The sequence below is a fragment of the Cognatundibacterium crateris genome (assembly GCF_010078235.1).
Classification (GTDB): Bacteria; Pseudomonadota; Gammaproteobacteria; order Burkholderiales; family Burkholderiaceae_D; genus Undibacterium; species Undibacterium crateris.
This window is the reverse complement of record NZ_JAABOS010000002.1, coordinates 388,448-414,169: the sequence shown is the minus strand read 5'-3', so window position 1 is coordinate 414,169 and position 25,722 is coordinate 388,448. Positions and strand designations below refer to the sequence as shown.

Here is a 25,722-nt window from a genome sequence, read left to right as displayed (position 1 = left end):
GACTGCGCTTCTTAACTCAATATTGTGCCGCTCGCTACGCTTATGCCAGCTTAACGAGCGTTGTAAAAATTCATTTGATTCCTTGAAAATTGAATGAACTCGCGCACTAAAGAAACTTGATTCCGTTATGTCGTGAAAGACACTGCAAGAAGTACAAAAAGCGTAAAAACGAAGATGCGCGGTGCGCATCGTTTGAATTAAAGGAAGCAACATGCCTGTCGCATTAATCATCGGCGCTTCGCGTGGTATCGGTCACGAATTGGCCTTGCAATATAAGGCTGCCGGATGGCGCGTGATCGCGACTGCGCGTCAGCCTGAGCAACTGGCACAACTGCAGGCAGCTGGCTGCGAAGCCTTGCCGCTGGATGTGAATAAGCTCAATGATTGTGCTGGTCTGGGCTGGCGCCTGGATGATGAAAAAATCGACATCGCGATTTTGAATGCCGGGGTCTATGGTCCGCGTACCAGTGCCCTGAATGCGCCTTTACAGAACCAGTTTGATGAAGTGATGCACACCAATGTATTAGCTGCGATGCGCATTTTGCCTATGGTTTTGCCGCTGGTGGAAAATGCACATGGCAAGCTGGCGGTGATTTCCTCACACATGGGTTCTATCGCCAGCCGTTCAGCTTCACAGGGTTGGTTATATCGTGCCAGCAAAGCCGCCTTGAATTCAGTATTGAAAGATGTGTCGCTCCATACCAGCAAAGCAATTTGCGTCGCATTGCATCCTGGTTGGGTGAAAACCGACATGGGTGGTGCAGGCGCTGATCTGGACATCAGCGATAGCGCACAACGCATACGCAAGCTGCTGGAAGGTTTGCAAGCAGAACATAATGGCGGATTTTTTAATGCAGAAGATGGCGCCAGTCTGCGCTGGTAAGCGCTGAAATAATAACGAGAAATTGAAGAGAGACTCACATGTTACTGACACCAGAACACGAAATGATACGCGACGCGATTCGCAGCTTTGCCCAGGAACGTTTAGTACCAAATGCAGCACGTTGGGATAAAGAGCACCATTTTCCGGCAGAAGAATTGAAGGAGCTGGCACAAATGGGTGCGTATGGCGTCGCAGTACCTGAAGAGTTCGGTGGTGCCGGTATGGATTACCTGTCACTGGCGCTGGTGCTGGAAGAAATCGCTGCCGGTGATGGTGGTACCTCGACCGTGGTTTCAGTGAATAACTGCCCGGTCTGCAGTATCGCCATGATGTATGCGAATGAAGCGCAAAAACAGCAATGGCTGGTGCCGCTGGCACGTGGTGAAATGTTAGGCGCATTTTGCCTGACTGAACCGCATGCCGGTAGCGATGCATCGGATTTGCGTACCACCGCAAGACGCGAAAGCAGTGCAGACGGCGACGTGTATGTACTCAACGGCGTCAAGCAATTCATCACCAGCGGCAAGCATGCGGATGTGGCCATCGTGATGGCCGTCACTGACAAAGCCGCCGGTAAAAAAGGCATCAGCGCATTCTGGGTTCCGACCGCTACCCCTGGCTACATCGTGGCAGGGCTGGAACACAAGATGGGACAACACTCTTCTGATACTGCGCAGATCATGTTCGACAATTGCCGCATTCCGGCCGCGAATCTGATTGGCGAAGAGGGCATGGGCTATAAGATCGCCCTGTCCGGACTGGAAGGCGGACGTATCGGTATTGCCTCGCAATCGGTCGGTATGGCGCGTGCCGCATTTGAAGCGGCGCTGGCCTATGCCAAAGACCGCAGCAGCTTTGGTAAATCGATTTACGAACATCAGGCCGTCCAGTTTAAACTGGCTGATATGGCGACCCAGATCGAAGCGGCGCGACAACTGATCTGGCATGCCGCCAGCATGAAAGATGCAGGCAAGCCTTGTCTGAAAGAAGCGGCCATGGCCAAGTTATTTGCCTCGGAAATGGCAGAAAAAGTCTGTTCGGATGCGATACAGATACATGGCGGTTACGGCTATGTGAGTGACTTCCCGGTAGAGCGGATTTACCGCGATGTGCGCGTATGCCAGATTTACGAAGGCACCTCAGAAATCCAGAAAATTCTGATCAGCCGCGCGCTGGCCTGAGCGGAGTTTTGAAGAGCCAGGTCAGGCTCCTGATTGCAGCATGAAATGTCACTGTAGCGCACTAATTGACGGATGAGGAAACATCATGAAAGCACCTGTTGAATACTGGTTTGATTTTGTATCCCCCTATGCCTATATCGCAAGTCAGTCTATAGAGGCATTGGCAGCACGCTATGAACGTGAGGTAGTCTGGCAGCCAGTCTTGCTGGGCGCGGTATTCAAGGTGACGGGCTCCAGTCCGCTGACCATGCGCCCGCCGGTGATGTCTGACTACTTCCGGCATGATTTTGTGCGCTCGGCACGTTATGCCGGGCTGCCGTTTGTATTGCCTGAACCTTTCCCTATCAATACTCAAAATACGGCCCGCGTTTGTCTGTGGTTACGACAAACCGCGCCGCAGCGTTGTGGTGATTTTGTGCGTGGTGTCAGCCGCGCTTATTTCACCGGACCGGCAGCCATCAATGACATCGCCTGGCTCAGCGGCTTTGTCGATCAGATGGGGCTGGATGGCAGTGCGGTAGCGGCTGTATGTGCAGCGGATGAATGGAAAGATGCGCTCAAGCAGCAATGCGAGCAGGCGGTGGCACAGGGCATCTTCGGTGCGCCCTGGATCAGGGTGGATGGCGAATCCTTCTGGGGTAATGATCGCTTACCGCAAGTGGAAAAATGGCTGGCCGAAGGTAGTTTTTAAGTTTGGCCTTAGGCAGATAGTGGTGGACTTGTGAATCAAGGAGATTGCCGTGTTAAAAAAAGGATACAAGCAACTGGTCGATGAGGCATTTGCGCAGATCAAAACCTATAGCGTGGCAGAAGCACTGACCAAGCTTGATCAGGCTGGTGTGCAATTCATCGATGTGCGTGATGTACGTGAGCTGGAACGTGAAGGCGTGATTCCGGGTGCGTTTCATGCACCACGTGGCATGATTGAATTTTGGGTGGATCCGGACTCTCCTTACTTTCGTCCGGTATTTGAAGATAACAAAGAATTTATCCTGTTCTGTGCAGCCGGCTGGCGCAGTGCACTGACCACCAAAACCTTACAGGATATGGGCTTGGAACGTGTGGCCCATATCGAAGGTGGTTTCGGTGCCTGGAAAGCTGCAGGCGCACCGGTGCAGGAAAAGGAAGTGAAAAAAATCGTATGAGTCGTAACAGTAAGAAAACCGTGGCGGGCTGTCCTTGCGGACAGGCCGCAGCGTATGAACAATGCTGTGCTGTGTATCACCAGGGGCAGCCTGCACCAACTGCCGAAGCACTGATGCGCTCGCGTTATAGCGCTTACACCCGCAATGATGAAGCTTATCTGCGCGCTACCTGGGACGAGCGTACCTGTCCCGCGGAACGCATCACGCATGATGATCCTACTCAATGGCTGGGACTGGAAGTCAGGCGCCATCATACCGATGGCGAGCAGGCGACAGTGGAATTTGTCGCACGCTATAAGATAGGCGGCAAAGCCCATCGTCTGCATGAAATCAGCCGTTTTGTGAAATATGACGGCAAATGGTTGTATGTGGATGGCATCGTAGAATAAGCAGGGCAGCGCGATGGTTGCCGGACGAGACAGGCAGCGCTGCGTTCTGCAAAAAAATGAGAAAAAACGGAAAGAAATTATGACGACATTAGAGTCCAAACTGAATCCACGTTCTGAAGAATTCAAAGCCAACGCCGCTGCGATGCAGCTGGTGGTGGATGACCTGAAGCAAAAGATAGCGCGTATTGCGCTGGGTGGCGGAGACGAAGCGCGTGCCAAACATTTAGCTCGTGGCAAATTATTGCCGCGTGACCGGGTGCAGATGCTGCTTGATCCAGGTACGCCGTTCATGGAATTTTCGCAGCTCGCTGCGTATGACATGTATAAGGAAAAAAACGGCAATGACGCAGCACCATCGGCCGGTGTGATCACCGGTATAGGCCGGGTCGCGGGACAGGAATGTGTGATCGTGTGTAATGACGCGACCGTCAAGGGCGGTACTTATTATCCGATGACGGTCAAAAAGCATTTACGCGCACAGGAAATCGCTGAGCAAAATAATCTGCCCTGCATTTATCTGGTCGACAGCGGCGGAGCCAACTTGCCGAATCAGGATGATGTATTCCCGGACCGCGATCATTTCGGACGTATCTTCTACAACCAGGCCAATATGTCGGCCAAAGGCATACCGCAAATTGCAGTGGTGATGGGTTCCTGTACCGCAGGTGGTGCCTATGTACCGGCGATGAGCGATGAATCCATCATCGTCAAAAACCAGGGTACGATTTTCCTCGGCGGCCCGCCACTGGTCAAAGCGGCCACCGGTGAAGTAGTGAGTGCCGAAGACCTCGGCGGCGGCGATGTGCATACCCGCTTGTCGGGTGTGGTCGATCATCTGGCACAGAACGACACCCATGCCTTATCGATGGCACGCACTATCGTCTCTCATCTGAATCGCCAGAAACCGGCTGAAGTCGTGCTGAAAGCGCCGCAGGAACCGAAGTATCCGGCCAGCGAATTATATGGCGTAATACCGGTCGATACGCGCAAGCCTTTCGATGTGCGTGAAGTGATCGCGCGTATCGTCGATGGCAGTGCATTTGATGAATTCAAAGCGCGTTACGGCACCACGCTGGTGTGTGGCTTCGCGCATATCCACGGCATGCCTGTCGGGATTATCGCTAACAATGGTATTTTGTTTTCTGAATCTGCACTCAAAGGTAGCCACTTTATCGAGTTGTGCTGCCAGCGCAAGATTCCCCTGGTCTTCCTGCAAAATATCACCGGCTTCATGGTTGGCCGTAAATATGAAAACGAAGGTATCGCCAGAAACGGTGCCAAGATGGTGACCGCTGTGGCGACTGCCAATGTACCAAAATTCACCGTGATTATCGGCGGCAGTTTCGGTGCCGGTAACTATGGTATGTGTGGCCGTGCTTACTCGCCACGCTTCATGTGGATGTGGCCGAATGCGCGTATTTCGGTGATGGGTGGTGAGCAGGCAGCCAGCGTGCTGGCAACAGTCAGACGCGATGGCATAGAAGCCAAAGGCGGCAGCTGGAGCGCCGAAGAAGAAGCGGCCTTCAAACAACCGATCAAAGAACAATATGAGCATCAGGGCCATCCATATTATGCCTCAGCCCGCTTGTGGGACGATGGCGTAATCGATCCGGCCGATACCCGCATGGTACTGGGCCTGGGTCTGAGTGCTGCGCTGAATGCGCCGATACCGGACGTGAAATTTGGTGTGTTCAGGATGTAAAGCAATGATGCGCTCTGTGCTCAGGCTGGCATTGCTGCTGTTGACGACAGCAGCAATGACTACGCCCTCGTATGCAGCAAAAAAGGCATTATCTGCAGCCGCCGCTACAGCCGATGCTGATACAGCAGATATCCACGAATCGGTGACCGATATAGCGGTGAGCGTTAATGAACGCTCGGGCCAGTCCGTCACCGGTAAGGTCGTTATCACGCAATTTAAGCCGGATGGCGATGGGCCGTTTCCATTTGTGCTGCTGAATCATGGGCGTGCGCCCAACCGCGCGCAGCCGCCGCGTTTCCAACTGACGCAGCAAGCCAGATATTTTGTGCAGCGTGGCTTTGCCGTATTCGTCCCTACCCGGATCGGATACGGCGCCTTCGGCACCGAACCAGACCCGGAAAATGCCGGTCCTTGTAAAGCTAAAAATTATGCATCAATCGCACAAGCCGCCAGCGATGAAATTCTGGCCGTGATTGCGTATGCAGCGCGCCTGCCCTACGTGGACGCGCAGCGTTTGCTGCTGGTCGGGCAATCGGTAGGTGGCTACAGCACGGTCGCTACCGTCTCCAGAAATCCCCCCGGACTGATCGCTGCAATTAATTTTGCAGGCGGTTCCGGTGGTGATCCTAAGACACGTCCGGGTGAGCCTTGTGAAGCTGATAAACTGGACCAGATGTTTGCGGCTTTCGGTCGTACCAGTAAAGCGCCTATGTTGTGGCTGTACACCGAAAATGATCAGCACTTCTCACCGAAATACGGCCGCGCGTGGCACGCCGCATTCATCAATGCAGGTGGCCAGGCAGAGCTGAACGTATTGCCGCCTTTTGGTCGTGACGGACATAGTTTGTTCAGCGCCGGTTTCGATATCTGGCAACCGCTAGTCAGTCAGTTCCTTGATGAGCATGGTTTTCCCGCTCAGAAGATGTGATGTAACAAAAGTGACCTTCCTGCAAAAATTGATAACGCCAAAATAAGGTGTCTTATGCACAGTTTTAGAAATTATATTCTCCGTCAAAGCCTGCTGCTGATGATGATTGCACTGCTCGGTATTACCCGTGCCTATGCATTTGATCTGGCGCTCGCAAACCAAGGTGATCGCGTCGAAGATGGCATCGTACAAATAGGTGCACGTGAGTTCGCGCTGCCGCCGGGTGTTTGGATATTGACGGCCAAACATAAGCGTCGGGTCTCCTTCAGGACCACAATTGATGAAGGTGCAGATGTGTGGACTGGGTATTTCGTGAATCTTAAAGACAAGCAGTTTCGCGCTGCAATCGAGCTGGGCGCATCGGTGTCATCGACCTCAACCAGGCGTTGGTTGCCTGAGCCATGCAAGCGCGACGATGTTTATTTTAAAGACAGTTTCAATAGCCACATCGATTTTCCCGAATGTTTGTTGATCATGCATAGCATAAAAATGTTTGAACGCAGTGCACAGCCTTGGTGGCAGCCGACTTCGTTATGGTTTGCTGAGCAGGGTATCAAATTGCCGACAACGACGCTGGCAGCCATGTATGACAAATATCAGTTTGGCGATTGTTTGCTGGTAAAGGTTTGGTGGAATCCTGAGTTTGCTGGCTTGCCGCCGTCAAAAAATGTGACACAGTGGTCGAAAAATGACTGGCATAAAGACAGGGTGGAAAGCGATCCGGCTCGCTCTGCATATATGCAGCAGTTCATTGCATGGTCACAGTTAATGTCTGATACTTACCGCGCCAGTCTGAACAAGAAGCCCATGATCGCTTTGCCTGACTTTCCCTTAGCAAAAATCGAAAGGTGACTGAATCATAGAATGGCTATGCAGTTGCGTAAAAAGGCGATCAATCGCAATATGGAAAAATTCAGGTTGCTTGTAGCAAGATAAGTCTTAAAGGACAGTTCAGAATAACTGAAATCTGGAAACGTAGAGCCTGCATTTCCATGCAGTTCAGTGATATTTCTATCGACGGAAACTGAGTATGCAAAAGAAAAAGTTAGGTCAATTATTTGCAGGTTTGGCGCTGTTATCTGCATTGGTTGCCTGTGTCACGACGTATGTGCCACCGGTGGGAGGCAATACAGTACAACTCACTATACAGCCAAGCGTGTTGGCGGGGCGTAGCTTCCGGCTTAATCTGTTTCAGAGTCCGCTGTCCTGCGCTGGTCCTATGACAATTATGCATGGAGATGGCCCGACCAATAAGCATACCACCCGCTTACAGGCTAACGTGCTCAATACGATGAGTCTTGAGGGTTTTCGATCCGGATCTACATGCAATGTGAATTTTTCTTTTGTGCCTAAAGCTGGACGTAGCTATTTGCTCGATGCCAGTCTGGATGAAAGCGGCTGCCTGGCGATAGTTTATGATGTGACTGAAGCTGGCAAGCCCAGGTTTGAAGAGAGTTTGTTGTTTCGTAATATCAACGGCAAACAATGCGTGCCTTTGAGCGAATCCAAGCGTATGCAAGCCTCGAAAGCAAATAGCCCGAAAAGCAGCCTGGATGACTTTAAAGATTTGCTACCGGCCAGATAAGCAAAGGATGACACGATGAGATTAACTGTGCACCGTGCGGTTTGCCTTGGTTTGCTATGTACCCATGCGGTATTCGGTAACCCGACTCGTGCGGAGAGTCCGGACAAGCTGTATGCAAGGCTGGCACCCAGTGTGTGGCGGGTGTTCAGTTTTGATAAAGCTGGTAAAGCAATGAGCCAGGGTAGTGCCGTCGTGACTGGTAAGGGTGTGCTTTTGACCAATTGCCATGTGATCAGCAAGGCTGCCAAGATTATGCTGAATCAGCAAAATAAAAATTTCCCGGCGCAGTTAGAGCATATCGATATAGAGCGCGATTTGTGCCAGTTACGTGCCGCAGATCTGCCCGCTGTGCCAGTACCGATGGGAGATGCCAGTCAGTTGGTGGTGGGGCAAAGAGTTTATACCATAGGCAATCCGGTCAATATGGAACAGACCTTGAGTGACGGGCTGGTCTCGGCTTTGCGCCGTGATAAAGAAAATCAGCTGAATCTGATACAGATATCGGCACCGATTTCTCACGGTTCCAGCGGCGGTGGCTTGTTCGATGAGAACGGTAATTTGGTCGGTATCACTTCTGCTGGCATTGATGCGGCACAGAACTTGAATTTCGCGATACCGATTAACTGGGTTCGTGAATTGCCGGCACGTAGTCAGGCTGCACTTGAGCGTTACCGTACGGGTACTACTGCGCAAAATAATGTGCCTAAGCCCGCTGATACCATTGCGGTGGTCAGTCCACCCGCCAACCCTAGCCCAAGTCCAAACCCCAGCCCCCGGCCTGTTGTTACCGGACCGGAATTGAATGAGATATTCAAACGTCCGACACCGGTTGTTGAGTCCGGTTTTGCTGACATCAATGATATTGCAAAGCTCGATCAGTTCGGTGCGAGAAAAGGGTATGAAAATTTCCTCAAAGCTGAAATGCCACGTGCATTTGCGATAGCGGAGGGTGGAACGGGCTGGTGGATAGCGTTTGGCAGATCACCAAAAAATCCGGCCTCCTCCCCTGAACCACGGTTACGTGCTGCAAAGGATTGCGAAGAAAGATACCAAAAACCTTGTTATTTGTATGCGGTTGATGATCGTGTAGTGTTCAAGCCGACACGAGATATCACTGTTTACACTGGAGCTACACCCTTACCGCCTGCATCCGGTTTCGCTAGTATCAGCGATATTAGTAAGCTCGAAAAATTTGGAGTCAGGGTGGGCTACGAGGTATTCCTGAGCAAGGCATTTCCACGCGCATTTGCGATCACTGCTGATGGGAGATCTTATTTGTCAAACGGTACTACTTCAAAGAGTCCGGAATCCTCGCCTGAACCGCATGTGCGCATACTGGGTGAATGTGAACGCTATTACCAGCGTTCCTGTTATCTGTATGCGGTGAATGGCATCGTGGTGTTCCGTCTACCAAAAGAGTTGCAGTCTACAAACTAAATTGATGGTGCTTGCGCACATACTTTAACGGTGCAAATTGTGCCAGGGTGAATGTAGTAGGTGCTCAAGCAGCAGAACAGAACTTATCAGGAGAATTTGTTGGAAACACTAATCGTCAGCACAGAACATAAGATCGCCACCGTGACCCTGAACCGTCCCGATGTGCGTAATGCATTTAACGAAACCACCATCGCCGAACTCACTCAGGTGTTTCAGCAATTGGATAATGACGACACGGTACGTGCAGTGGTGTTGGCTGCCAACGGTCCGGCATTTTGCGCTGGTGCCGATCTGAACTGGATGAAAAAAATGGCGGACTATACCCATGCTGAAAACCTCGCCGATGCGGGGCAGCTGGCCGCCATGCTGGCAGCGATTTACCGTTGCAGCAAGCCGGTGCTGGCTAAGGTGCAGGGCGATTGCTATGCCGGTGGCATGGGGCTGGTGGCGGCTTGTGATATCGTGGTCTGCGTGGATAGCGCGAATTTCTGTCTGAGCGAAGTCAGGCTGGGATTGATACCAGCCACAATTTCTCCGTATGTGATCAAGGCGATGGGCGAAAGCGCGGCACGCCGTTACTTCATCACGGCTGAACGCTTTAGCGCCGCCGAGGCGCAGCGTTGCGGGCTGGTGCATGAGCTGGTGAGCGCAGAGACGCTGGACAGCAAGGTCGCTGAACTGACAAAAGCGCTGGTATCGAACAGCCCGCATGCGGTGCGTCAGGCTAAGCGTCTGGTGCAGGATGTGGCCGGGCGCGAAATCACGCCGACGCTGATCGCGGCTACGGTGGAAGGCATCGCCCAGATCCGCGCCTCTGAGGAGGGACGCGAAGGAGTGCGTTCTTTCCTGGAAAAACGCAAACCGTCCTGGCTGAACTGAAGTGCAATTTTAAGTAGTAAAAAATTAAGAATAACCCGCTATCCCGCCCGGATTGCGGGGTCTAACACCGGAAGCTGGTGAAAAGTCGCATAAAATACGCGCTTTGTTAACCGGATTGAGCTAAGCCGGATGCCGCCGCAGCGATGGCGGCTTAGCTCAGTCTGATCCGTAGTCTGGAGTGATTTTGGAAACACAAACGAACTGGGTCAGCAGGAGCCTGCAACATGTCTGGCATCCCTGCACTCAGATGCAACATCATGAATCGGTGCCGCTGATACCGGTCAGTCACGGTCGTGGTATCTGGCTGTATGACATGGAAGGCCGGCGCTATCTGGATGCGATCAGCTCCTGGTGGGTCAATCTGTTCGGCCATGCCAATCCACGTATCAATGCTGCACTCAAAGACCAGCTGGATCAGCTCGAACATGCGATGCTGGCTGGTTTCACCCATGCGCCGGTGATTGAATTATCTGAGCAACTGGCGGCGCTGACTGCGCATCAGCTTGGACATTGCTTCTATGCCTCAGATGGCGCTTCGGCAGTGGAAATTGCCTTAAAAATGAGTTTTCATGCCTGGCGTAATCAGGGCCAGACTGAGAAGCAGGAATTCATTTGCGTGCAGGGCAGTTATCACGGCGAAACCGTCGGTGCACTCGCCGTCACCGATGTGAGTCTGTTTCGCGATGCCTATGGTCCCATGCTGCAAAGAGCACATGTGGTCAGCTCACCCGATGCGCGTCTGGCGCAAGCCGGTGAAAGCGCAGCCGATGTGGCCTTGCGTGCTGCCGCCGATCTGGAGCGCGTGTTACAGCAGCGCAGCGGCAAAGTGGCGGCGGTCATCATAGAACCGCTGGTGCAATGTGCAACCGGTATGGCGATGCATGATCCGGTGTATCTGCAGCGTCTGCGTGCCTTATGCGACCAGTATCAGGTGCATTTGATCGCGGATGAAATTGCAGTCGGCTGTGGCCGCACCGGCACTTTCTTTGCCTGTGAATCGGCTGGCATCTGGCCTGATCTGCTGTGCCTGTCCAAGGGCATCAGCGGTGGTTATCTGCCACTGAGTCTGGTCATGAGTACCGATGCGGTGTATCAGGCGTTTTATGATACCGATGTGCGCCGTGGTTTCCTGCATTCGCATTCGTATACCGGCAATCCGCTGGCTTGCCGTGCGGCGCTGGCGACTTTGCAGATTTTTGCAGATGATCAGGTATTGAGCGCCAACCGTGCGCGTGCGCAGGCTATCGCGACTGCCTTCGCGCCGCTGCAGAATGACAGCCGGGTCGCACATGTGAGGCAGCAAGGCATGATCTTCGCGTTCGATGCGATAGAGCCTGACGCGGCACGTGCTGCGACCTTCTCGCGCCGCTTTTTCAGCGCCGCGCTGCAGGAAGAATTATTAATGCGTCCGATAGGGCGCAGTGTGTATCTGATGCCGCCGTATATTTTGAGCGATGAAGAAATCGCCTTGCTGGCACAGAAAACCATGAACGTATTTGAAAAGGTTATGCATGAGTAGTCGTCCCCAACATCCTGCCGACAGCAGCACGTCCGGCCAGCATTTGCAGCTGGCAGCGGCAGGCCATCCTTTACTGCAAGGCTTACAACAAGAACTGGCAGAGCTGGATAAGCAGCATTTGATACGTCGCCGTCGCACGGTAGAGCATGTGCACGGTGCCAACCTGCGCGCCGAAGACCGCGATCTGGTCGCATTTTGCAGCAATGATTACCTGGGTTTAGCGACCCATCCGCTGGTGGTACAAGCCTTGCAAAAAGGCGCATCGCTGTATGGCGCCGGCAGTGGTGCCTCGCATCTGATCAGTGGCCACAGCCGCGCCCATATGGCGCTGGAAGAGCGGCTGGCAGAATTCATGTCGCCCTGTATTGCGCAGGCACGTGCACTGTATTTCTGCACTGGCTATATGGCGAATCAGGCCGTAGTCACTGCCTTGTCGGGCAAAGATGCGGCTGTGTTTTCTGAAGAACTGAACCATGCCTCGCTGATCGACGGTGTGCGGCTGTCACGCGCGCATACTCAGGTGTTTCCGCACAAAGACTATGCCGCATTAGAAAGCATGCTGCAAAACTGCCGCCATCAAAAACGGGTGGTGGTGACGGACAGCGTATTCAGCATGGATGGCAATATCGCCGAACTGCCGCGTCTGTTGGCCTTATGCGAACAATACGATGCCTGGCTGATCGTCGATGATGCGCATGGTTTTGGCGTGCTGGGTGAGCACGGACGCGGTGTGCTGGAACACTTTGCGCTGCAGTCACCGAATCTGGTGTACATGGGCACACTGGGCAAAGCGGCCGGTGTTGGCGGTGCATTCGTGGCCGCCCATGAAACCGTGATTGAATGGCTGATCCAGAAAGCGCGTGCCTATATCTACACCACCGCTGCCGCACCGGCGCTGGCGCATGCCTTGCTGACCAGCATAGACATCATCAGCGGTGAAGAAGGCCAGCAAAGACGCGCCCATCTGAATAAGCTGATTCATCAGTTCAGTGAAGGCCTGAATCTGCAGATGTGGCAACTGATGCCATCCATTACCGCCATTCAGCCGGTTGTGATTGGTGCCAATGCAGCGATGCTCAGCATTGCCGGTAATTTGCTGGATCAGGGTTACTGGGTCGGTGCGATACGCCCGCCTACTGTGCCGCAAGGCAGCGCGCGTCTGCGCGTCACCCTGTCTGCTGCGCACAGCGAAGTGCAGGTACAGCAATTGATCCAGGCCATTAATCGTCTGGATCAGATGAGTTATGTGGCACAGTGCTTTGCCGAGGTGGCCTGATGATGACACTGCGCGAGCGCGACTTTTTTATCACCGGGACCGATACTGAAATCGGCAAGACCTTTTGCAGCAGCGCCTTATTGCAGGCCTTCAGCCAGCAGGGTGCCAGCACGCTGGGTCTGAAGCCGATTGCATCGGGTGCGGAATGGCGCGATGAACAATGGCATAACGAAGATGTCGACGCCCTGATGGCGGCATCCAGCGTGCAGGCGCCGCAAACGCTGGTTTGTCCTTACCTGATGCAGACGCCCGCGGCACCGCATATCGTGGCCAAGCTGGAACACGTGTCGATAGAACTGCCGCGCATACAGGCCGCCTGTGAACAGGCGCGCAGTTTAGCCGATGTGGTGATCGTGGAAGGCGTGGGCGGTTTTTGCGTGCCGCTCAATGAGCACACCGATACTGCGCAACTGGCGCAAGTACTGAATTTGCCGGTGATCTTAGTGGTTGGCCTGCGCCTGGGTTGCATCAACCATGCCTTGCTGACGGCACAGGCGATCCGTGCGCAAGGCCTGACGCTGGCTGGCTGGATTGCCAATACCGTCGATCCCGACATGCTCTACCTGCAAGACAATATCGCCGCGATTGCCCAGCGCATCGCCGCTCCCTTACTAGGCCACATCCCGCGTCTGCGCGGAACGGCCACGGAACAGCGCAGCGCTGCTGCTGCCTGTCTCGACCTCAACACACTTCAGTCAAGGAAGACTTATGCAAGCCAATGAACCCCTGCAACAGCCGCTGAGCTTTCAGCCCCCTGTGAAAAAAATTGAAGCTGAAACCTGGCCGGTAGACGATGTGCTGGCCTTGTTCGATCTGCCTTTTAATGAACTGATGTTCAAAGCGCAGTCCGCGCATCGCGCTAATTTCCCGGATGGCGATGTGGAACTCGCGACACTGTTATCGATTAAGACCGGCGGTTGCGAAGAGGATTGCGGTTACTGCCCGCAGGCTGCACGTTACGATACCGGCGTGGAAGCGAAAAAAATGCTGGATGTGCGCGAAGTGCTGGATGCCGCCAAGGCCGCACGTGAAAACGGCGCGACCCGCTTCTGCATGGGCGCAGCATGGCGCTCACCGAAAGACCGCGACATGGAAAAAGTCGAAACCATGGTGCGCGAAGTCAAAGCCATGGGTTTGGAAACCTGCGCCACGCTCGGTATGCTGAAAGAAGAGCAGGCGCAGCGTCTGGCTGACGCGGGTCTGGATTACTACAACCATAATCTCGATACCGCACCTGAGTTTTACAACAATGTGATTTCTACCCGTGACTATCAGGACCGTCTGGATACCCTGGGTCATGTGCGCAATGCCGGTCTCAAAGTCTGCTGCGGCGGCATCGTCGGCATGGGTGAATCTCGCCGTCAGCGCGCCGGTCTGATCGCCCAATTGGCGAATCTGAATCCTTATCCGGAATCGGTGCCGGTCAATCATCTGGTACAGGTAGAAGGCACACCTTTACACGGCCTCGATCCGCTCGATCCGCTGGAATTTGTACGTACCATCGCAGTTGCCCGCATCACCATGCCGAAAGCCCGCGTGCGCTTATCCGCCGGTCGTCGTCAAATGGGTGAAGCGGTACAGGCGATGTGCTTCCTGGCTGGCGCCAACTCGATTTTCTATGGCGATAAATTACTCACGACCGAAAATCCGGAAGCTGAAGACGACCGCGTATTGCTGGCCAAACTGGGCCTGAAAACCCGTGGCAAAGTGGAAGCGAAAGCAGGTAGCTGCAGCTGATCAAGCCTGGCATCGTTCAGCGCGATCCGGAGACACTGCAGCAGTCGGGCGCAAAGCGTTTCAGCCTGACTGTTGCTGAGATCGGTGTTGAACGATTTTAAATGACTTAATAAGAAAGATAGAGACCATGTTCACCAAAATCCTGATCGCCAACCGTGGCGAAATTGCCTGCCGTGTCGCTGCGACTGCACGCCGCATGGGTATTAAAACCGTCGCTGTGTATTCGGAAGCGGACGCCAATGCCAGGCATGTGGCGGTTTGTGATGAAGCGGTGCTGATTGGTCCGGCGGCAGCCAAGGAAAGCTATCTGCGCGCTGACAAAATCATCGCGGTGGCATTGGCGACAGGTGCCCAGGCGATTCATCCTGGATATGGTTTTCTGTCTGAGAACAGTGAGTTCGCCGAAGCCTGCGCCCGTAACGGCATCGCATTCATTGGCCCGCCAGCCTCTGCGATTGAAGCTATGGGCAGTAAATCTGCAGCTAAATCGCTGATGGAAAAAGCCCATGTACCGCTGGTACCCGGCTATCACGGTGACAATCAGGACCCAGACTTTTTGCAGACTGAAGCCGACCGCATCGGTTATCCGGTCTTGCTGAAAGCCAGCGCCGGTGGCGGCGGCAAGGGCATGCGCGTGATTGAAAGCAGCAAGGATTTCAAAGACGGTCTGGCATCCTGCAAACGCGAGGCGATCAATTCCTTTGGCGATGACAAGGTACTCGCAGAAAAATATCTGCAGCGTCCGCGTCATATCGAAATTCAGGTCTTCGCTGATACCCATGGCAATTGCGTGTATCTGTTTGAGCGCGATTGCTCGGTACAGCGCCGTCATCAGAAAGTGCTGGAAGAAGCACCGGCACCCGGCATGACCGCGGAGCGCCGTGCAGCCATGGGCGAGGCCGCAGTAGCCGCCGCCAAAGCAGTCGGCTATGTCGGTGCGGGTACGGTTGAGTTCATTGCAGAAGAAGCTCGTAACGGCGAGGATGGCTCTTTCTACTTCATGGAAATGAATACCCGTCTGCAGGTCGAACATCCGGTCACAGAAATGATTACCGGTACCGATCTGGTGGAATGGCAGCTGCGTGTCGCCGCCGGTGAAAAACTGCCGCTGCAACAATCCGAATTGCGGATACATGGCCATGCCATCGAAGCGCGTGTATATGCAGAAAATCCGGAGAAAGGCTTCCTGCCTTCTATCGGTACTTTGCGTCATTTGCGCACGCCAGAGGCAGTCAGTTTCACGCTGGGCGGCGCTGCTGAACCCGCGGCTTTCCGTATCGACAGCGGTGTGCGCGAAGGCGATACCATTTCGCCTTTCTATGATCCTATGATCGCGAAAATGATCGTCTGGGGTAAAGACCGTCAGGAAGCACTGGCGCGGATGGCGCAGGCGTTGGCGCAATATCAGATCGTGGGCCTGCATTCGAATATCGGCTTTTTATCGCGCCTGGTGACGGGGCAGGCTTTCTCGGGCGCGGATCTGGATACCGGTCTGATCGAACGCAATCAGGCCAGCTTATTCCCGGCTTTACAGCCCGCTACACTGAGCACGCTGGCCTGCGCCGCTGTGGCTTTGCTGCGTTCCGAACAAAGCACTGGCAGCGATCCGTGGCAGAGCAGCCACGGCTGGCGCATGAACAGTCAGTTACAGCGCAATCTGGAATGGACGGAAGAACAGCAGGCGCACAGTGTCAGTGTCACCTATCTGGCGCAGGGCTGGCGCATACGCAGCGCGCAGCAGGAAGCGGAAGTGCGTCTGGTGCAAGCCAGTGGCAATGACATCGTGCTGGCGCTGGGCGAGCAAACTGTGCGTGCCACCGTGGTGCGTGATGGTGAATTCTTCCATGTATTCAGCCAGGGTCAGCACAGCGTACTGCAGTATCAGGATGCGCTGGCCCATGCGGGTGAGACAGAAGCCGAAGGCGGCCGCCTGACCGCACCGATGCCGGGCAAGATCGTGGCAGTGCTGGTCAAGTCGCAACAGGAAGTGAAAAAAGGCGATGCTTTGCTGATCATGGAAGCCATGAAAATGGAACACACGATTTCAGCACCGCATGACGGCGTGATCGATGAAGTTTTGTATGCAGTTGGTGATCAGGTCAGCGAAGGCGCGCAATTGCTGGCGTTTGCGCAGTAAGGTTTGGAACCCTTCTCCCGTGAACGGGAGAAGGGCAGGGATGAGGGCGCTTGATAATTGGCAATGAATGAAATGTCTGTTCAGCCTTTGCCACCACCCTCACCCCCGGCCCCTCCCCCGCTCGCGGGAGAGGGGAGCAGCGGACAGCATTGATATACTGGATAAGCTCAACATGTCTGATCTGACTCCACATCCTCCAAGGGCGTTGCCGGAAGAGTTGAAACGCTATGCGAGAGCAATGCGTAAAAATATGCCGGATGCAGAAGCACTATGTTGGAGTCTGCTGCGAAACAGAAGGATCGCGAACGTTAAGTTCCGGCGTCAGCATGTGATTGGCAGTTACATCATTGATTTTTATTGCGCAGAGTATCAGCTGGCGATAGAGCTGGATGGCGGTCAGCACAGTGAACAACAGGATTATGACCGCCAGCGTGATGCTTTTCTGCGGTCGCTAAAAATTACTACTCTTCGTTTTTGGAACCATCAAATGTTGAATGAGACTGAGGCCGTGTTGGAAGCGATTTATCACGCGTTACAAAACAAAGGCCTACAATGATGACCTATGCTGATTGCTTGCCACAGTTCGCCATATGCATGGCGCCATGAGGAATTGAAATGACACTACTCTCTATCAATATCAATAAAATCGCTTTGCTGCGCAATTCGCGCGGCCGGAATTATCCGGATGTGGATGCGTTTTCTGCACGCTTTCTCGAACTCGGTGTGGCCGGGATTACCCTGCATCCGCGTCAGGATCAGCGGCATGCGCGTTACTCGGATGTGGACAGTTTAGGTCGCCTGTGTCAGCAACGCGGTGCAGAACTGAATGTGGAAGGTTATCCTGCACAAGAATTCATGGACGTAGTGTTACGCCATCGTCCGGCGCAATGCACATTGGTACCGGATGCGCCGGATCAGCTGACCTCCGATCACGGCTGGGATATGCAGCGCGATGCGGCGCTGCTGGCACCGGTACTGGCGCAATTGCAGGCGGCGGGCATACGCAGCAGTCTGTTTGTTGATGCAGGTATTTCTGACGCTGATCTGGCACTGGCGCGTCAGCTCGGTGCTGACCGTGTTGAGTTATATACCGAGCCCTATGCAGAAACTTATGGCAGTGCTGAGAACGATGCAATCTGGGCGCAGTTCGCCGATACCGCGAAACGCGCGCAGCAGGCGGGTCTGGGTGTGAATGCGGGTCACGATCTGAACCTGCAGAATCTGGGCCGTTTTTTACAGATTCCCGGCATACTCGAAGTCTCTATCGGTCATGCCGTGATTGTGGAAAGCCTGGAGCAAGGCATGGACAGCGTCACACGTCAGTATCTGGCTATCGTGCAGGCAGCCCAGGCTGCCGCTTAAAGAGGAACACAGGGGGAACACAAATGTCGCAGTTACCGCAACAAGTCAAAATCGTTGAAGTCGGACCACGCGATGGTTTGCAAAACGAAAAAGAAAGCATCCCGGCTGAAGTCAAAATCGAACTGGTGAACCGCCTGACTGCCGCCGGTTTTGCCAATATCGAAGCCGCGTCTTTTGTGTCACCCAAATGGGTACCACAAATGGCGACTTCGACTGAAGTGATGGCAGCGATCACGCGCAAACCCGGTGTGATTTATTCGGTACTCACGCCGAATATGAAGGGCTTTGAAGCGGCACTCGCGGCTGGTGCGGATGAAGTGGTGATTTTCAGCTCAGCTTCGGAAGCGTTCGCACAAAAAAATATCAACTGCTCCATCGCTGAATCGATAGAACGTTTCCGCGAAGTGGCGGCTGCCGCCAAGCAGCATCAGATCCGTCTGCGTGGCAGTATCAGTTGTTCGTTTGGATGTCCGTATCAGGGCGAGGTGCCGGTCAGCAGCGTGGCGGATGTGGTGCGTGGTTTGCGCGATCTGGGTTGCGACGAAATCGACATCGCCGACACCATAGGCGTGGGCACCGCCAGACAGGTACAGCACGTGATGCAAAGCGTGGCACAGGAATTCCCGCTGGCTGGCTTGTCCGGTCACTTCCACGACACTTATGGTCAGGCACTGGCCAATATCTATGCGAGCCTGGAAGTCGGCGTTTCGATTTTCCATTCCAGTGTCGCTGGCCTCGGTGGCTGCCCTTACGCCAAAGGCGCAACCGGTAATGTCGCTACTGAAGATGTGTTATTCATGCTGCAGGGCCTGGGCATACACACCGGCATCGATCTGGATGCGGTGGTCGATGCAGGTCAGTTCATCTCTGCCCACCTGGGCCGCAAAGCAGTCAGCCGCGCAGGCAATGCGCTGGCGGCTAAGCGTCTGGGCTAAGTGTTTGGACTAAGTCGCTGGACTATCACGTTGGACTTAGCGGCTTAGCTATCGCGTCCAGCGTTTGCCGTATCACCCAGTCGGCATCATCCAGCGGCAGATCATGTCCGGCCTCTGGATGCAGCCGTAATTCGGCATTCCAGCGTTGGGCCAGCGTGATGGAGCATTGCGGATTCACCAGCGCATCTTTGGCACCGGCCAGGATGCGTAAAGCGACAGCTGGCGCCTGATCCGGCGCGCGGTAATGCATGGCCGCATACAGCTGGCGCAGCACATTGCGACGGCGTACCGGATGGGCCTGCGCCAGGCTGACCCAGTGCGCGACGATTTCCGCAGCTTCCTCTTTTGCGGCGGTGCCGTTAAAGCGCTGACTGGTCAGACGCAGTATCAGTTGCTCACGTTGCTGTAAGCTGCCACACAACATTGTGTATACCAGCACCGCATAATTGCGTGGACGCAGACGTTGATAAAACGGACTATGCGGCGCCAGGCTGGTATTGATCAGCGTCAGATCCTGAATTTCATGTGGATAGCGCTCAGCCCAGGCAACTGCCACCATTGCCCCCAAAGAAATCGCCATCAGCCGGATTTTGCCTGACTGCTGTTGTCCAAATTGTGTACCTAACTGCGCACGCAATTGCTCCACCATCTGAGCCACACTGGTGGCGCTGTTTTGCGCTGATAAAACGCCGTTGCCAGCAAAGTCCAGCGTCAGGATGCGCTGATCCGGATAGGCTTGCTGCAGGGCGGTGACAAAGCTGCCCCAGTGGCGCTGTTCGCGCATCAGACCGCGTAATAAAACCCAGCTCATACCGCCCGCCATCCTGTCATGGCCGGTACCAGCGTTGTACCGCCCGTTCCTGCAGACGCAGACGGGTAGGGCCGCTGGCCAGCCATTGCTGATAGCCGCAGGTGGCGCGCATCAGGAAATCCAGCCAGGAGTTATGTCGCCGCAGTACCCGGTGCAGCCGGTGTTCCGCCACAGGATTAAACATGCCATGGCGCGAAAACAGCTGGCGCGGATTTTTTTTGACCCACAACCAGGAGCCCATTTCCAGCGTCAGTGGCAAAAAGCTGCGCTCCGGCTGTTGTTGCGCCTCCAGATACAGATAATCCCAGATATCGCCATGGGTCTGATATTGCAGGCTTTGTGGTTCAAACAGATAGCGGTGATTCGGATGGGTTTGCTGGAATAACTCTTCCAGCGCCAGGATGTCGGCCAGATGCGGTATCGGATGCACGCTGTGCGCATGGGGGAACCAGACCCGGTCGCGCAGACCGAAGCCGGAATGGCAGTCTATCGCCACACTGAAGGGGCGGCCCAGTAATTCTTCCCGTACCGCGCGCACCAGCGCCTGATTCTCGATTTCCATCGGTGCGTCGAGTGGCCCGCGATACCAGGGCAGGTGGCGGCTGTAACGATGACCACCGAGCAGAAACGGGACTTTATCGAGTGCCTCGACCGGCGCATTGCGCATCAGATCGACACCGTTAGGATTGGCACGGGTAGCCAGCCACATACCACCCGGATTCATCAGTGGCATAAACACCAGCCGCACGTCGTCCAGCATGTGCTGCAGACTTTTATCCCATTGCAGACGCGTCAGTAAGCCACGCAGAAAAGACAGCAAGACCTGAGTGCCTATGCGTTCCAGTCCATGAATGCCGCCGAAAAAACCGATCGCGGGTTTGGCCGGATCAGGATTGCCCAAGGCCAGCCGGTACACTGGAAAACGCTTATGCTGTACGTCCACATCACATAGCACCGCCACGTCCAGCTGAGACTGGCCCAGCTGGATAATACGTTCCAATTCTTTTAACTCAGGCAATGCAGGCATGGCGGTGGCTGGAAAAAAAGACCCTGCCATCCTAGAGGACGAGGCCTTATAAAGCAAGAAAGACTCTGTGCAGGATGGAAATATTTTTCAGCACCTGAACACCTGTGGTTTTTTGTCGTTGCTGCCGTCTCACATCCAGTGCGTTGTGTGTTCGGGTGCAGACCAGGGGAGAGCAAGGCAGACCGTGCCAAAATGAAGCAAGATGTCGCAAATGTACAAGTTTCGTTTGTTTAAACCGTATACGATGCGCTGGCGACTGGGGGCTGGGTCTGGCACCGGTTTGCTTTTTTGGAGAAAAATCTATGTTTCCTGTACGTTTGAAAGAGGTCGCTAAGATTTATCACATGGATGCGGTGGATGTGCCTGCGCTGAGTGATATTACGCTCGATATAGCACCTGATCGCTTTACCGTGTTGTCCGGTCCCTCGGGCAGCGGAAAAACCACCTTGCTGAATCTGATTGGTTGTCTGGACCGTCCGGACAGCGGGCAGATTCTGGTTGCGGGTCTGGAAGTGCAGAAAATGAAGGACGATGATTTGTCGGATTTTCGTGCGCGTCATATCGGCTTCATTTTTCAGAATTTCAACTTGCTGCCTGTGCTCAGCGCCTATGAAAATATTGAATACCCACTGATACTCGCGAATGTGCCTGCAGCAGAGCGTAAGAAGCGCGTGCTGGCTTTGCTGGATGACGTCGGTCTCAGTAACCGGCGCGATAATTTACCGGGCCAGTTATCGGGCGGACAGCGGCAGCGTGTGGCGATAGCGCGCGCACTGGCGATACAGCCTGAGCTGGTGCTGGCCGATGAGCCGACCGCCAATCTGGACAGCCAGACCGGTGCGGAAGTGATTGCGCTGATGCGCCGTATGCAGCGCGAACGTCAGGTGTCATTTGTGTTCTCATCCCATGATCCGCAGATTCAGGCCGAGGCCGATGATGTGGTGTTTATCCGCGATGGCAAAATCGTCGGTAGCGCACAGAAGGAGGTGCAGGCATGAATACCCTGATGCTGGCTATCCGCAATTTATTACGTAACCGCCGCCGCTCGCTGACCACAGTGCTGACTATGGTGGTGGGCCTGACCGCGATCTTGCTGTTTGGCGGTTATCGCTCGAATATTATGTATGGTTCGCTGACCGGCTTTGTGCAATACACCGGCCATTTGCAGATTCAGCGCAGCGGCTATTTTTTAGATGGCAGCGATAATCCTAGCGCTTATGGCATACGCGATTATCGACAGGTGATCCAGGCTTTGCGCGATGATGCTGAGTTGCGTCCTATGCTCAGGGTGGTCACGCCTACGCTGCAACTGGGCGGTATTGCCGGGAATTTCGCAGCCGGTATTTCACGCTCGGTGATGGCAGTCGGTATCGTGCCGGAAGAGCGCAATGCCATGCTGCGCTGGAATCAGTATGGCGTGAAAAGTTACGCCTTGCCGATGCCGCTGGAAGGACAGAGCATTGATGCGGTAGTGGTCGGGCAGGGCGTGGCGCGCAAGCTCAAGCTCTGCAGTCTGCTGCAGGACAGCCATTGCCGTGACCAGCGTAAAGAGGAAGCAAAAGCTGTACCGAAACAAAGCGCGGATGCGAGCACTAATGAAAGTGCAGGCAGCAGCTTACCCGACGATATTTCAGCCCTCTCGGCGCTGGAGAAAGACAGTCAGCCGGTCGTCACAGAAAACCGTATTGAAATGCTGGCCGCCACCTCAGGCGGTGCGCCGAATGTCGCGAGTCTGCAGGCGATCAAGGCCAATAATATGGGCATCAAGGCGCTCGATGATATTTACATGGCGATGCATTTGCAGCAGGCGCAGCGCCTGATCTATGGCAAGCGCGAACCCGAAGTCACCGCGCTGATGGTGCAGCTGGAACTGACTCAGCAAATTCCGCAGGCCAGAGCGCGTATTGCCGCGCTGCTCAAAGAAAAATTTCCTGATCAGACGCTGGATGTACTCGATTTTGAAGCTCTGAATCCTACCTATGGACAGACCAATCAGTTCATGGATTCCATGTTCAGTTTTATCGCGATGCTGATCGGTGTGATCGTCTTATTCACGATAGGGAATACCATGAGTACCGCAGTGGTGGAACGCACGGCTGAAATCGGCACCCTGCGCGCTATCGGCCTGCGTCGCTCCGGTATCCGGCGCCTGTTCTTATGCGAGGCATTGGTGCTCGGTGTGATCGGTGCCATCCTGGGCGCAATGTGCGCGCTGGCGGTGGCTTACCTGATCAACCACAGCGGCTGGACCTGGACGCCGCCCGGCTATTCTTATGCCTATCTGATCCTGGTGCGGGTAGGGCAGGATTTGCCACTGCTGATCGGCAGTATGCTGAGCATGATAATCGTGACCACGCTGTCTGCCTGGTGGCCGGCTAACCGTGCAGCAAAATTTGAAATTGTCGACGCTTTGCGTCATGTATGAGGAAAATTCTATGGCTACATTCTCTGTTTTGTCAGCAGCCCAAGCCCGCCGTTTCATGGCGTTGGCCTTGCTGGCTGGTCTGAGTGTCTGCAGTCAGCTGGCAATGGCGGCGACGCCGCAGGAAATTCTGGCGGCCAGCGATGCGATACGCAATCCTGATTTTCCTTTCGGTCTGACCAATACCCTGGTCGAATACCGCAAAGGCAAAGAGACCGATGCGAGCACACTGGCGATCTATTCCAAAGCCGATCCTAAGGGTGGCCAGTTCCGCAGCCTGGTGCGCTATCTGGCACCGGCACGCGATGCGAATAAGCTGATCCTGTTTAATGGTAAGGACATGTGGTTCTTTGACCCGTCCAGCAAAGCCAGTATCCGGCTGTCACCGCAACAGCGCTTGCTGGGGCAGGCATCGAATGGGGATGTGGTGACGGTGAACTTTGCCAAAGATTATCAGGCGGTCAGTGCCAGTGAAGAAGACACGCAGGATGGCGAGCGCCAGAACCGCCGCAGCATCAAACTGGAACTGAATGCAGCCAATGACAGTGCGAGCTACCACCGCATTGTGATGTGGGTAGACCAGTCCAGTATGCGTCCGATTAAGTCGCGCTTTTATTCCGAAAGCGGCAAGCTGCTGAAGACCGCGTATTACCGCCGTTATCAGCCGGTGTTCGGTGCCGAGCGGCCGACTGAAACCGTGATCATCGATGGTCTGGAACCGGACTGGGTCACCATCATGCGTTACAGCGACTGGGTAAAACGCGAAGTGCCTGAGACCTGGCTGCAACGCGATTATCTGCCACGCTTTAAGCCGGAATAAAATGCCAGCCTTACAGTTGCGTTCAGCCCGCCACACCAGGCTGACACATCCAAACAGCGTGCTGCGTCTGGCTCTGCTGGCTGCTTTGCTGTGTAGCTCAGGTCTGACGCTGGCACAAACTGCGCCAGTGGAAGATCCTGATCTGGATGCGCTCAAGCTGGCCGATACCATGGTCAAAGCGCCGGAAGCACCCCGTGCCTGGCGTTTCTATGCTGAGGCGGGAGCAGGTGCGCAGCAACTGCGCCAAAGCAGTGGTCAAACCCGTGAGCAGCAGGAGCAGCGGCTTTCGTTTGACCTGCAATGGGATCTGAGCCTGCATCAACAATGGCGCTTGTTGCTGGCTGACCGGCTTGATCTGAGCTGGCCAGCCAACAGCAAAGGCGAACATGCGGTCAATACGCTCAAAGAAGCCTATCTGAGCTGGAAGCCGCAAGACAGCCAGCTGTTTGATGTGGGACGCATCAATGTGCGCAATGGCGTGGCCTATGGCTATAACCCGGTTGATTTTTTCAAGGATGGCGCAGTGCGCTCACTGGTCTCGATTGATCCGGCCAGTCTGAAAGAAAACCGCCAGGGCAGCATCATGCTGCGCGCCCAGCAATTGTGGGATGGCGGCTCCGCCACGCTGATTGCAGCACCGCGTCTGGCCGATGCCGGCGTGCAGGCGGGCTGGAATCCGGATGTGGGGGCGACCAATCACAGCGACCGTTATTTGCTGGTGCTGAGTCAGAAAGTCGCCGACTTCTCGCCGCAATTCCTGATCATGCAGCAGCGTCATCAGCCTGCGCAGTTTGGCGCCACGATTTCCGGTCTGGTCAATGATGCGACCGTGACCTATCTGGAATGGGCCGGTGGTCACAGCAGTTCGCTGCTGGATCAGGTCGTGCAAAACACAGCGTTGCGGCCGTTCGCTGCACAGCAAAGCGGGCAAACAGCCTGGCACAATCAATGGGCAGCCGGTGTCAGCTATACCACGCAGAATAAACTGACCCTGACTGCCGAGTTGCATATCAATGGACGTGCCGCCGATCAGGATGGCTGGGACAGGCTGCAGCGCGGACCTTTGCCGCTGTACGCCGCGTACCGCAATGCCGCGCAACTGGCACAGCAAAGCCCGACCCGGCAGCAATTGTTTTTGTATGCGAGCTGGCAGGATGCACTTATTTCACACCTCGACCTCAGCGCCATGCTGAACCGCGACCAGCAAGACGCCAGCAAACGCCTGTGGCTGGAAGCCCGTTATCACCAGGGCAAACTGGACGTCGCCCTGCAATGGCAAAAAAACAGCGGCAGCGCCTTGAGTCAATATGGCGCGATCAATACCGAATCCGGCTGGCGCGTGCTGCTGAGGCAGTATTTTTGAGTTTATGCGTGTCAGACTAAGGCGGGAGGACGCTCAGCTTGGGCGCTCTCCTTCTTTATTACCTAAGTTGCCGGGAATTTGGCGATATACAGCTGATGGCTTCCCATAGAAAACAGTACCCGGTGGTGCATTAAAAAATCTCTATCCGACAAGGCTGATCTGGGGCCGTTTTCGTCATAAGAAA

General features: G+C 54.6%; 25 protein-coding genes. 23 read left to right on the top strand and 2 right to left on the bottom strand.

Annotated features, from left to right (window positions below):
• The first annotated feature begins 211 nt into the window (after nt 1-211).
• The 19 genes from EYB48_RS05095 (at nt 212) to EYB48_RS05005 (ending at nt 19,095) form a co-directional block, all read left to right on the top strand.
• Nucleotides 212-883 carry an SDR family oxidoreductase gene (locus EYB48_RS05095; protein ID WP_162019221.1) on the top strand — a complete coding sequence of 224 codons (672 nt, stop codon included), beginning with the start codon at nt 212-214 and terminating at the stop codon, nt 881-883.
• 38 nt (nt 884-921) lie between these two features.
• Entirely contained in the window at nt 922-2,064 is a 1,143-nt protein-coding gene (locus EYB48_RS05090) for an acyl-CoA dehydrogenase family protein (RefSeq protein ID WP_162019220.1), read from the top strand.
• An 85-nt stretch (nt 2,065-2,149) separates the two neighbouring features.
• Nucleotides 2,150-2,755, top strand: coding sequence for a 2-hydroxychromene-2-carboxylate isomerase (locus EYB48_RS05085; RefSeq protein WP_162019219.1), 606 nt, complete (start codon nt 2,150-2,152; stop codon nt 2,753-2,755).
• A 49-nt stretch (nt 2,756-2,804) separates the two neighbouring features.
• Nucleotides 2,805-3,209, top strand: coding sequence for a rhodanese-like domain-containing protein (locus EYB48_RS05080; RefSeq protein ID WP_162019218.1), 405 nt, complete (start codon nt 2,805-2,807; stop codon nt 3,207-3,209).
• Entirely contained in the window at nt 3,206-3,598 is a 393-nt protein-coding gene (locus tag EYB48_RS05075; RefSeq protein ID WP_162019217.1) for a YchJ family protein, read from the top strand. Before EYB48_RS05080 ends, EYB48_RS05075 begins: the two co-directional genes overlap by 4 nt.
• Before the next feature lie 79 nt (nt 3,599-3,677).
• Complete coding sequence (locus tag EYB48_RS05070) at nt 3,678-5,300, top strand: carboxyl transferase domain-containing protein (protein ID WP_162019216.1); 1,623 nt, start codon at nt 3,678-3,680, stop codon at nt 5,298-5,300.
• 4 nt (nt 5,301-5,304) lie between these two features.
• Nucleotides 5,305-6,228: an alpha/beta hydrolase family protein gene (locus EYB48_RS05065; RefSeq protein ID WP_235934911.1), complete on the top strand. Its 924-nt coding sequence runs from the start codon at nt 5,305-5,307 to the stop codon at nt 6,226-6,228.
• A gap of 99 nt (nt 6,229-6,327) precedes the next feature.
• The gene (locus EYB48_RS05060) at nt 6,328-7,080 is read left to right on the top strand and encodes a hypothetical protein (protein WP_162019215.1); all 753 of its coding nucleotides are present in this window, start codon (nt 6,328-6,330) and stop codon (nt 7,078-7,080) included.
• A 178-nt stretch (nt 7,081-7,258) separates the two neighbouring features.
• A complete protein-coding gene (locus tag EYB48_RS05055) occupies nt 7,259-7,813 on the top strand; it encodes a hypothetical protein (RefSeq protein WP_162019214.1) in 555 nt (184 codons plus the stop codon).
• A gap of 15 nt (nt 7,814-7,828) precedes the next feature.
• A complete protein-coding gene (locus EYB48_RS05050) occupies nt 7,829-9,250 on the top strand; it encodes a S1C family serine protease (protein WP_162019213.1) in 1,422 nt (473 codons plus the stop codon).
• 99 nt (nt 9,251-9,349) lie between these two features.
• Nucleotides 9,350-10,129: an enoyl-CoA hydratase/isomerase family protein gene (locus tag EYB48_RS05045; RefSeq protein WP_162019212.1), complete on the top strand. Its 780-nt coding sequence runs from the start codon at nt 9,350-9,352 to the stop codon at nt 10,127-10,129.
• A 178-nt stretch (nt 10,130-10,307) separates the two neighbouring features.
• Nucleotides 10,308-11,648: an adenosylmethionine--8-amino-7-oxononanoate transaminase gene (gene bioA / locus EYB48_RS05040; protein WP_328823254.1), complete on the top strand. Its 1,341-nt coding sequence runs from the start codon at nt 10,308-10,310 to the stop codon at nt 11,646-11,648.
• A complete protein-coding gene (gene bioF, locus EYB48_RS05035) occupies nt 11,641-12,924 on the top strand; it encodes an 8-amino-7-oxononanoate synthase (protein WP_162019210.1) in 1,284 nt (427 codons plus the stop codon). Before bioA ends, bioF begins: the two co-directional genes overlap by 8 nt.
• Complete coding sequence (gene bioD / locus EYB48_RS05030; protein WP_162019209.1) at nt 12,924-13,646, top strand: dethiobiotin synthase; 723 nt, start codon at nt 12,924-12,926, stop codon at nt 13,644-13,646. Before bioF ends, bioD begins: the two co-directional genes overlap by 1 nt.
• Nucleotides 13,633-14,661: a biotin synthase BioB gene (bioB, locus tag EYB48_RS05025; RefSeq protein ID WP_162019208.1), complete on the top strand. Its 1,029-nt coding sequence runs from the start codon at nt 13,633-13,635 to the stop codon at nt 14,659-14,661. The genes bioD and bioB overlap by 14 nt, the downstream gene beginning before the upstream one ends.
• 127 nt (nt 14,662-14,788) lie before the next feature.
• Nucleotides 14,789-16,798 (top strand): acetyl-CoA carboxylase biotin carboxylase subunit, encoded by a 2,010-nt coding sequence (locus EYB48_RS05020; protein ID WP_162019207.1) that lies wholly within the window; start codon nt 14,789-14,791, stop codon nt 16,796-16,798.
• A gap of 172 nt (nt 16,799-16,970) precedes the next feature.
• Nucleotides 16,971-17,354, top strand: coding sequence for an endonuclease domain-containing protein (locus EYB48_RS05015; RefSeq protein ID WP_162019206.1), 384 nt, complete (start codon nt 16,971-16,973; stop codon nt 17,352-17,354).
• A gap of 59 nt (nt 17,355-17,413) precedes the next feature.
• Nucleotides 17,414-18,160 carry a pyridoxine 5'-phosphate synthase gene (locus tag EYB48_RS05010; RefSeq protein ID WP_162019205.1) on the top strand — a complete coding sequence of 249 codons (747 nt, stop codon included), beginning with the start codon at nt 17,414-17,416 and terminating at the stop codon, nt 18,158-18,160.
• Between the two features lie 23 nt (nt 18,161-18,183).
• Nucleotides 18,184-19,095: a hydroxymethylglutaryl-CoA lyase gene (locus tag EYB48_RS05005; RefSeq protein WP_162019204.1), complete on the top strand. Its 912-nt coding sequence runs from the start codon at nt 18,184-18,186 to the stop codon at nt 19,093-19,095.
• Nucleotides 19,096-19,120: 25 nt separating this feature from the next.
• Here EYB48_RS05005 and EYB48_RS05000 read toward each other — a convergent pair whose 3' ends face one another.
• A complete protein-coding gene (locus EYB48_RS05000; protein WP_162019203.1) occupies nt 19,121-19,906 on the bottom strand; it encodes an alpha/beta fold hydrolase in 786 nt (261 codons plus the stop codon).
• A gap of 16 nt (nt 19,907-19,922) precedes the next feature.
• Nucleotides 19,923-20,933, bottom strand: a complete 1,011-nt coding sequence (locus EYB48_RS04995) for a M14 family zinc carboxypeptidase (protein ID WP_162019202.1) — start codon at nt 20,931-20,933, stop codon at nt 19,923-19,925.
• Nucleotides 20,934-21,235: 302 nt separating this feature from the next.
• Here EYB48_RS04995 and EYB48_RS04990 point away from each other — a divergent pair, with 302 nt between their 5' ends.
• From EYB48_RS04990 to EYB48_RS04975, 4 genes are read left to right on the top strand one after another with little or no spacing between them, the layout of a single operon-like run.
• Entirely contained in the window at nt 21,236-21,931 is a 696-nt protein-coding gene (locus EYB48_RS04990; RefSeq protein ID WP_162019201.1) for an ABC transporter ATP-binding protein, read from the top strand.
• Nucleotides 21,928-23,358, top strand: coding sequence for an ABC transporter permease (locus tag EYB48_RS04985; protein WP_162019200.1), 1,431 nt, complete (start codon nt 21,928-21,930; stop codon nt 23,356-23,358). Before EYB48_RS04990 ends, EYB48_RS04985 begins: the two co-directional genes overlap by 4 nt.
• A 55-nt stretch (nt 23,359-23,413) precedes the next feature.
• Nucleotides 23,414-24,175 (top strand): outer membrane lipoprotein-sorting protein, encoded by a 762-nt coding sequence (locus EYB48_RS04980; RefSeq protein WP_162019440.1) that lies wholly within the window; start codon nt 23,414-23,416, stop codon nt 24,173-24,175.
• Nucleotide 24,176: 1 nt separating this feature from the next.
• The gene (locus EYB48_RS04975) at nt 24,177-25,538 is read left to right on the top strand and encodes a hypothetical protein (protein WP_162019199.1); all 1,362 of its coding nucleotides are present in this window, start codon (nt 24,177-24,179) and stop codon (nt 25,536-25,538) included.
• Nucleotides 25,539-25,722 lie beyond the last annotated feature (184 nt).

Coding starts and splice junctions, on each gene's coding strand:
- EYB48_RS05095 (WP_162019221.1), top strand. CDS start 212: ATGCCTGTCGCATTAATCATCGGCGCTTCGCGTGGTATCGGTCACGAA.
- EYB48_RS05090 (WP_162019220.1), top strand. CDS start 922: ATGTTACTGACACCAGAACACGAAATGATACGCGACGCGATTCGCAGC.
- EYB48_RS05085 (WP_162019219.1), top strand. CDS start 2,150: ATGAAAGCACCTGTTGAATACTGGTTTGATTTTGTATCCCCCTATGCC.
- EYB48_RS05075 (WP_162019217.1), top strand. CDS start 3,206: ATGAGTCGTAACAGTAAGAAAACCGTGGCGGGCTGTCCTTGCGGACAG.
- EYB48_RS05070 (WP_162019216.1), top strand. CDS start 3,678: ATGACGACATTAGAGTCCAAACTGAATCCACGTTCTGAAGAATTCAAA.
- EYB48_RS05065 (WP_235934911.1), top strand. CDS start 5,305: ATGATGCGCTCTGTGCTCAGGCTGGCATTGCTGCTGTTGACGACAGCA.
- EYB48_RS05060 (WP_162019215.1), top strand. CDS start 6,328: ATGATGATTGCACTGCTCGGTATTACCCGTGCCTATGCATTTGATCTG.
- EYB48_RS05055 (WP_162019214.1), top strand. CDS start 7,259: ATGCAAAAGAAAAAGTTAGGTCAATTATTTGCAGGTTTGGCGCTGTTA.
- EYB48_RS05050 (WP_162019213.1), top strand. CDS start 7,829: ATGAGATTAACTGTGCACCGTGCGGTTTGCCTTGGTTTGCTATGTACC.
- bioF (WP_162019210.1), top strand. CDS start 11,641: ATGAGTAGTCGTCCCCAACATCCTGCCGACAGCAGCACGTCCGGCCAG.
- bioD (WP_162019209.1), top strand. CDS start 12,924: ATGATGACACTGCGCGAGCGCGACTTTTTTATCACCGGGACCGATACT.
- bioB (WP_162019208.1), top strand. CDS start 13,633: ATGCAAGCCAATGAACCCCTGCAACAGCCGCTGAGCTTTCAGCCCCCT.
- EYB48_RS05020 (WP_162019207.1), top strand. CDS start 14,789: ATGTTCACCAAAATCCTGATCGCCAACCGTGGCGAAATTGCCTGCCGT.
- EYB48_RS05015 (WP_162019206.1), top strand. CDS start 16,971: ATGTCTGATCTGACTCCACATCCTCCAAGGGCGTTGCCGGAAGAGTTG.
- EYB48_RS05010 (WP_162019205.1), top strand. CDS start 17,414: ATGACACTACTCTCTATCAATATCAATAAAATCGCTTTGCTGCGCAAT.
- EYB48_RS05005 (WP_162019204.1), top strand. CDS start 18,184: ATGTCGCAGTTACCGCAACAAGTCAAAATCGTTGAAGTCGGACCACGC.
- EYB48_RS05000 (WP_162019203.1), bottom strand. CDS start 19,906: ATGAGCTGGGTTTTATTACGCGGTCTGATGCGCGAACAGCGCCACTGG.
- EYB48_RS04995 (WP_162019202.1), bottom strand. CDS start 20,933: ATGCCTGCATTGCCTGAGTTAAAAGAATTGGAACGTATTATCCAGCTG.
- EYB48_RS04990 (WP_162019201.1), top strand. CDS start 21,236: ATGTTTCCTGTACGTTTGAAAGAGGTCGCTAAGATTTATCACATGGAT.
- EYB48_RS04985 (WP_162019200.1), top strand. CDS start 21,928: ATGAATACCCTGATGCTGGCTATCCGCAATTTATTACGTAACCGCCGC.
- EYB48_RS04980 (WP_162019440.1), top strand. CDS start 23,414: ATGGCGTTGGCCTTGCTGGCTGGTCTGAGTGTCTGCAGTCAGCTGGCA.
- EYB48_RS04975 (WP_162019199.1), top strand. CDS start 24,177: ATGCCAGCCTTACAGTTGCGTTCAGCCCGCCACACCAGGCTGACACAT.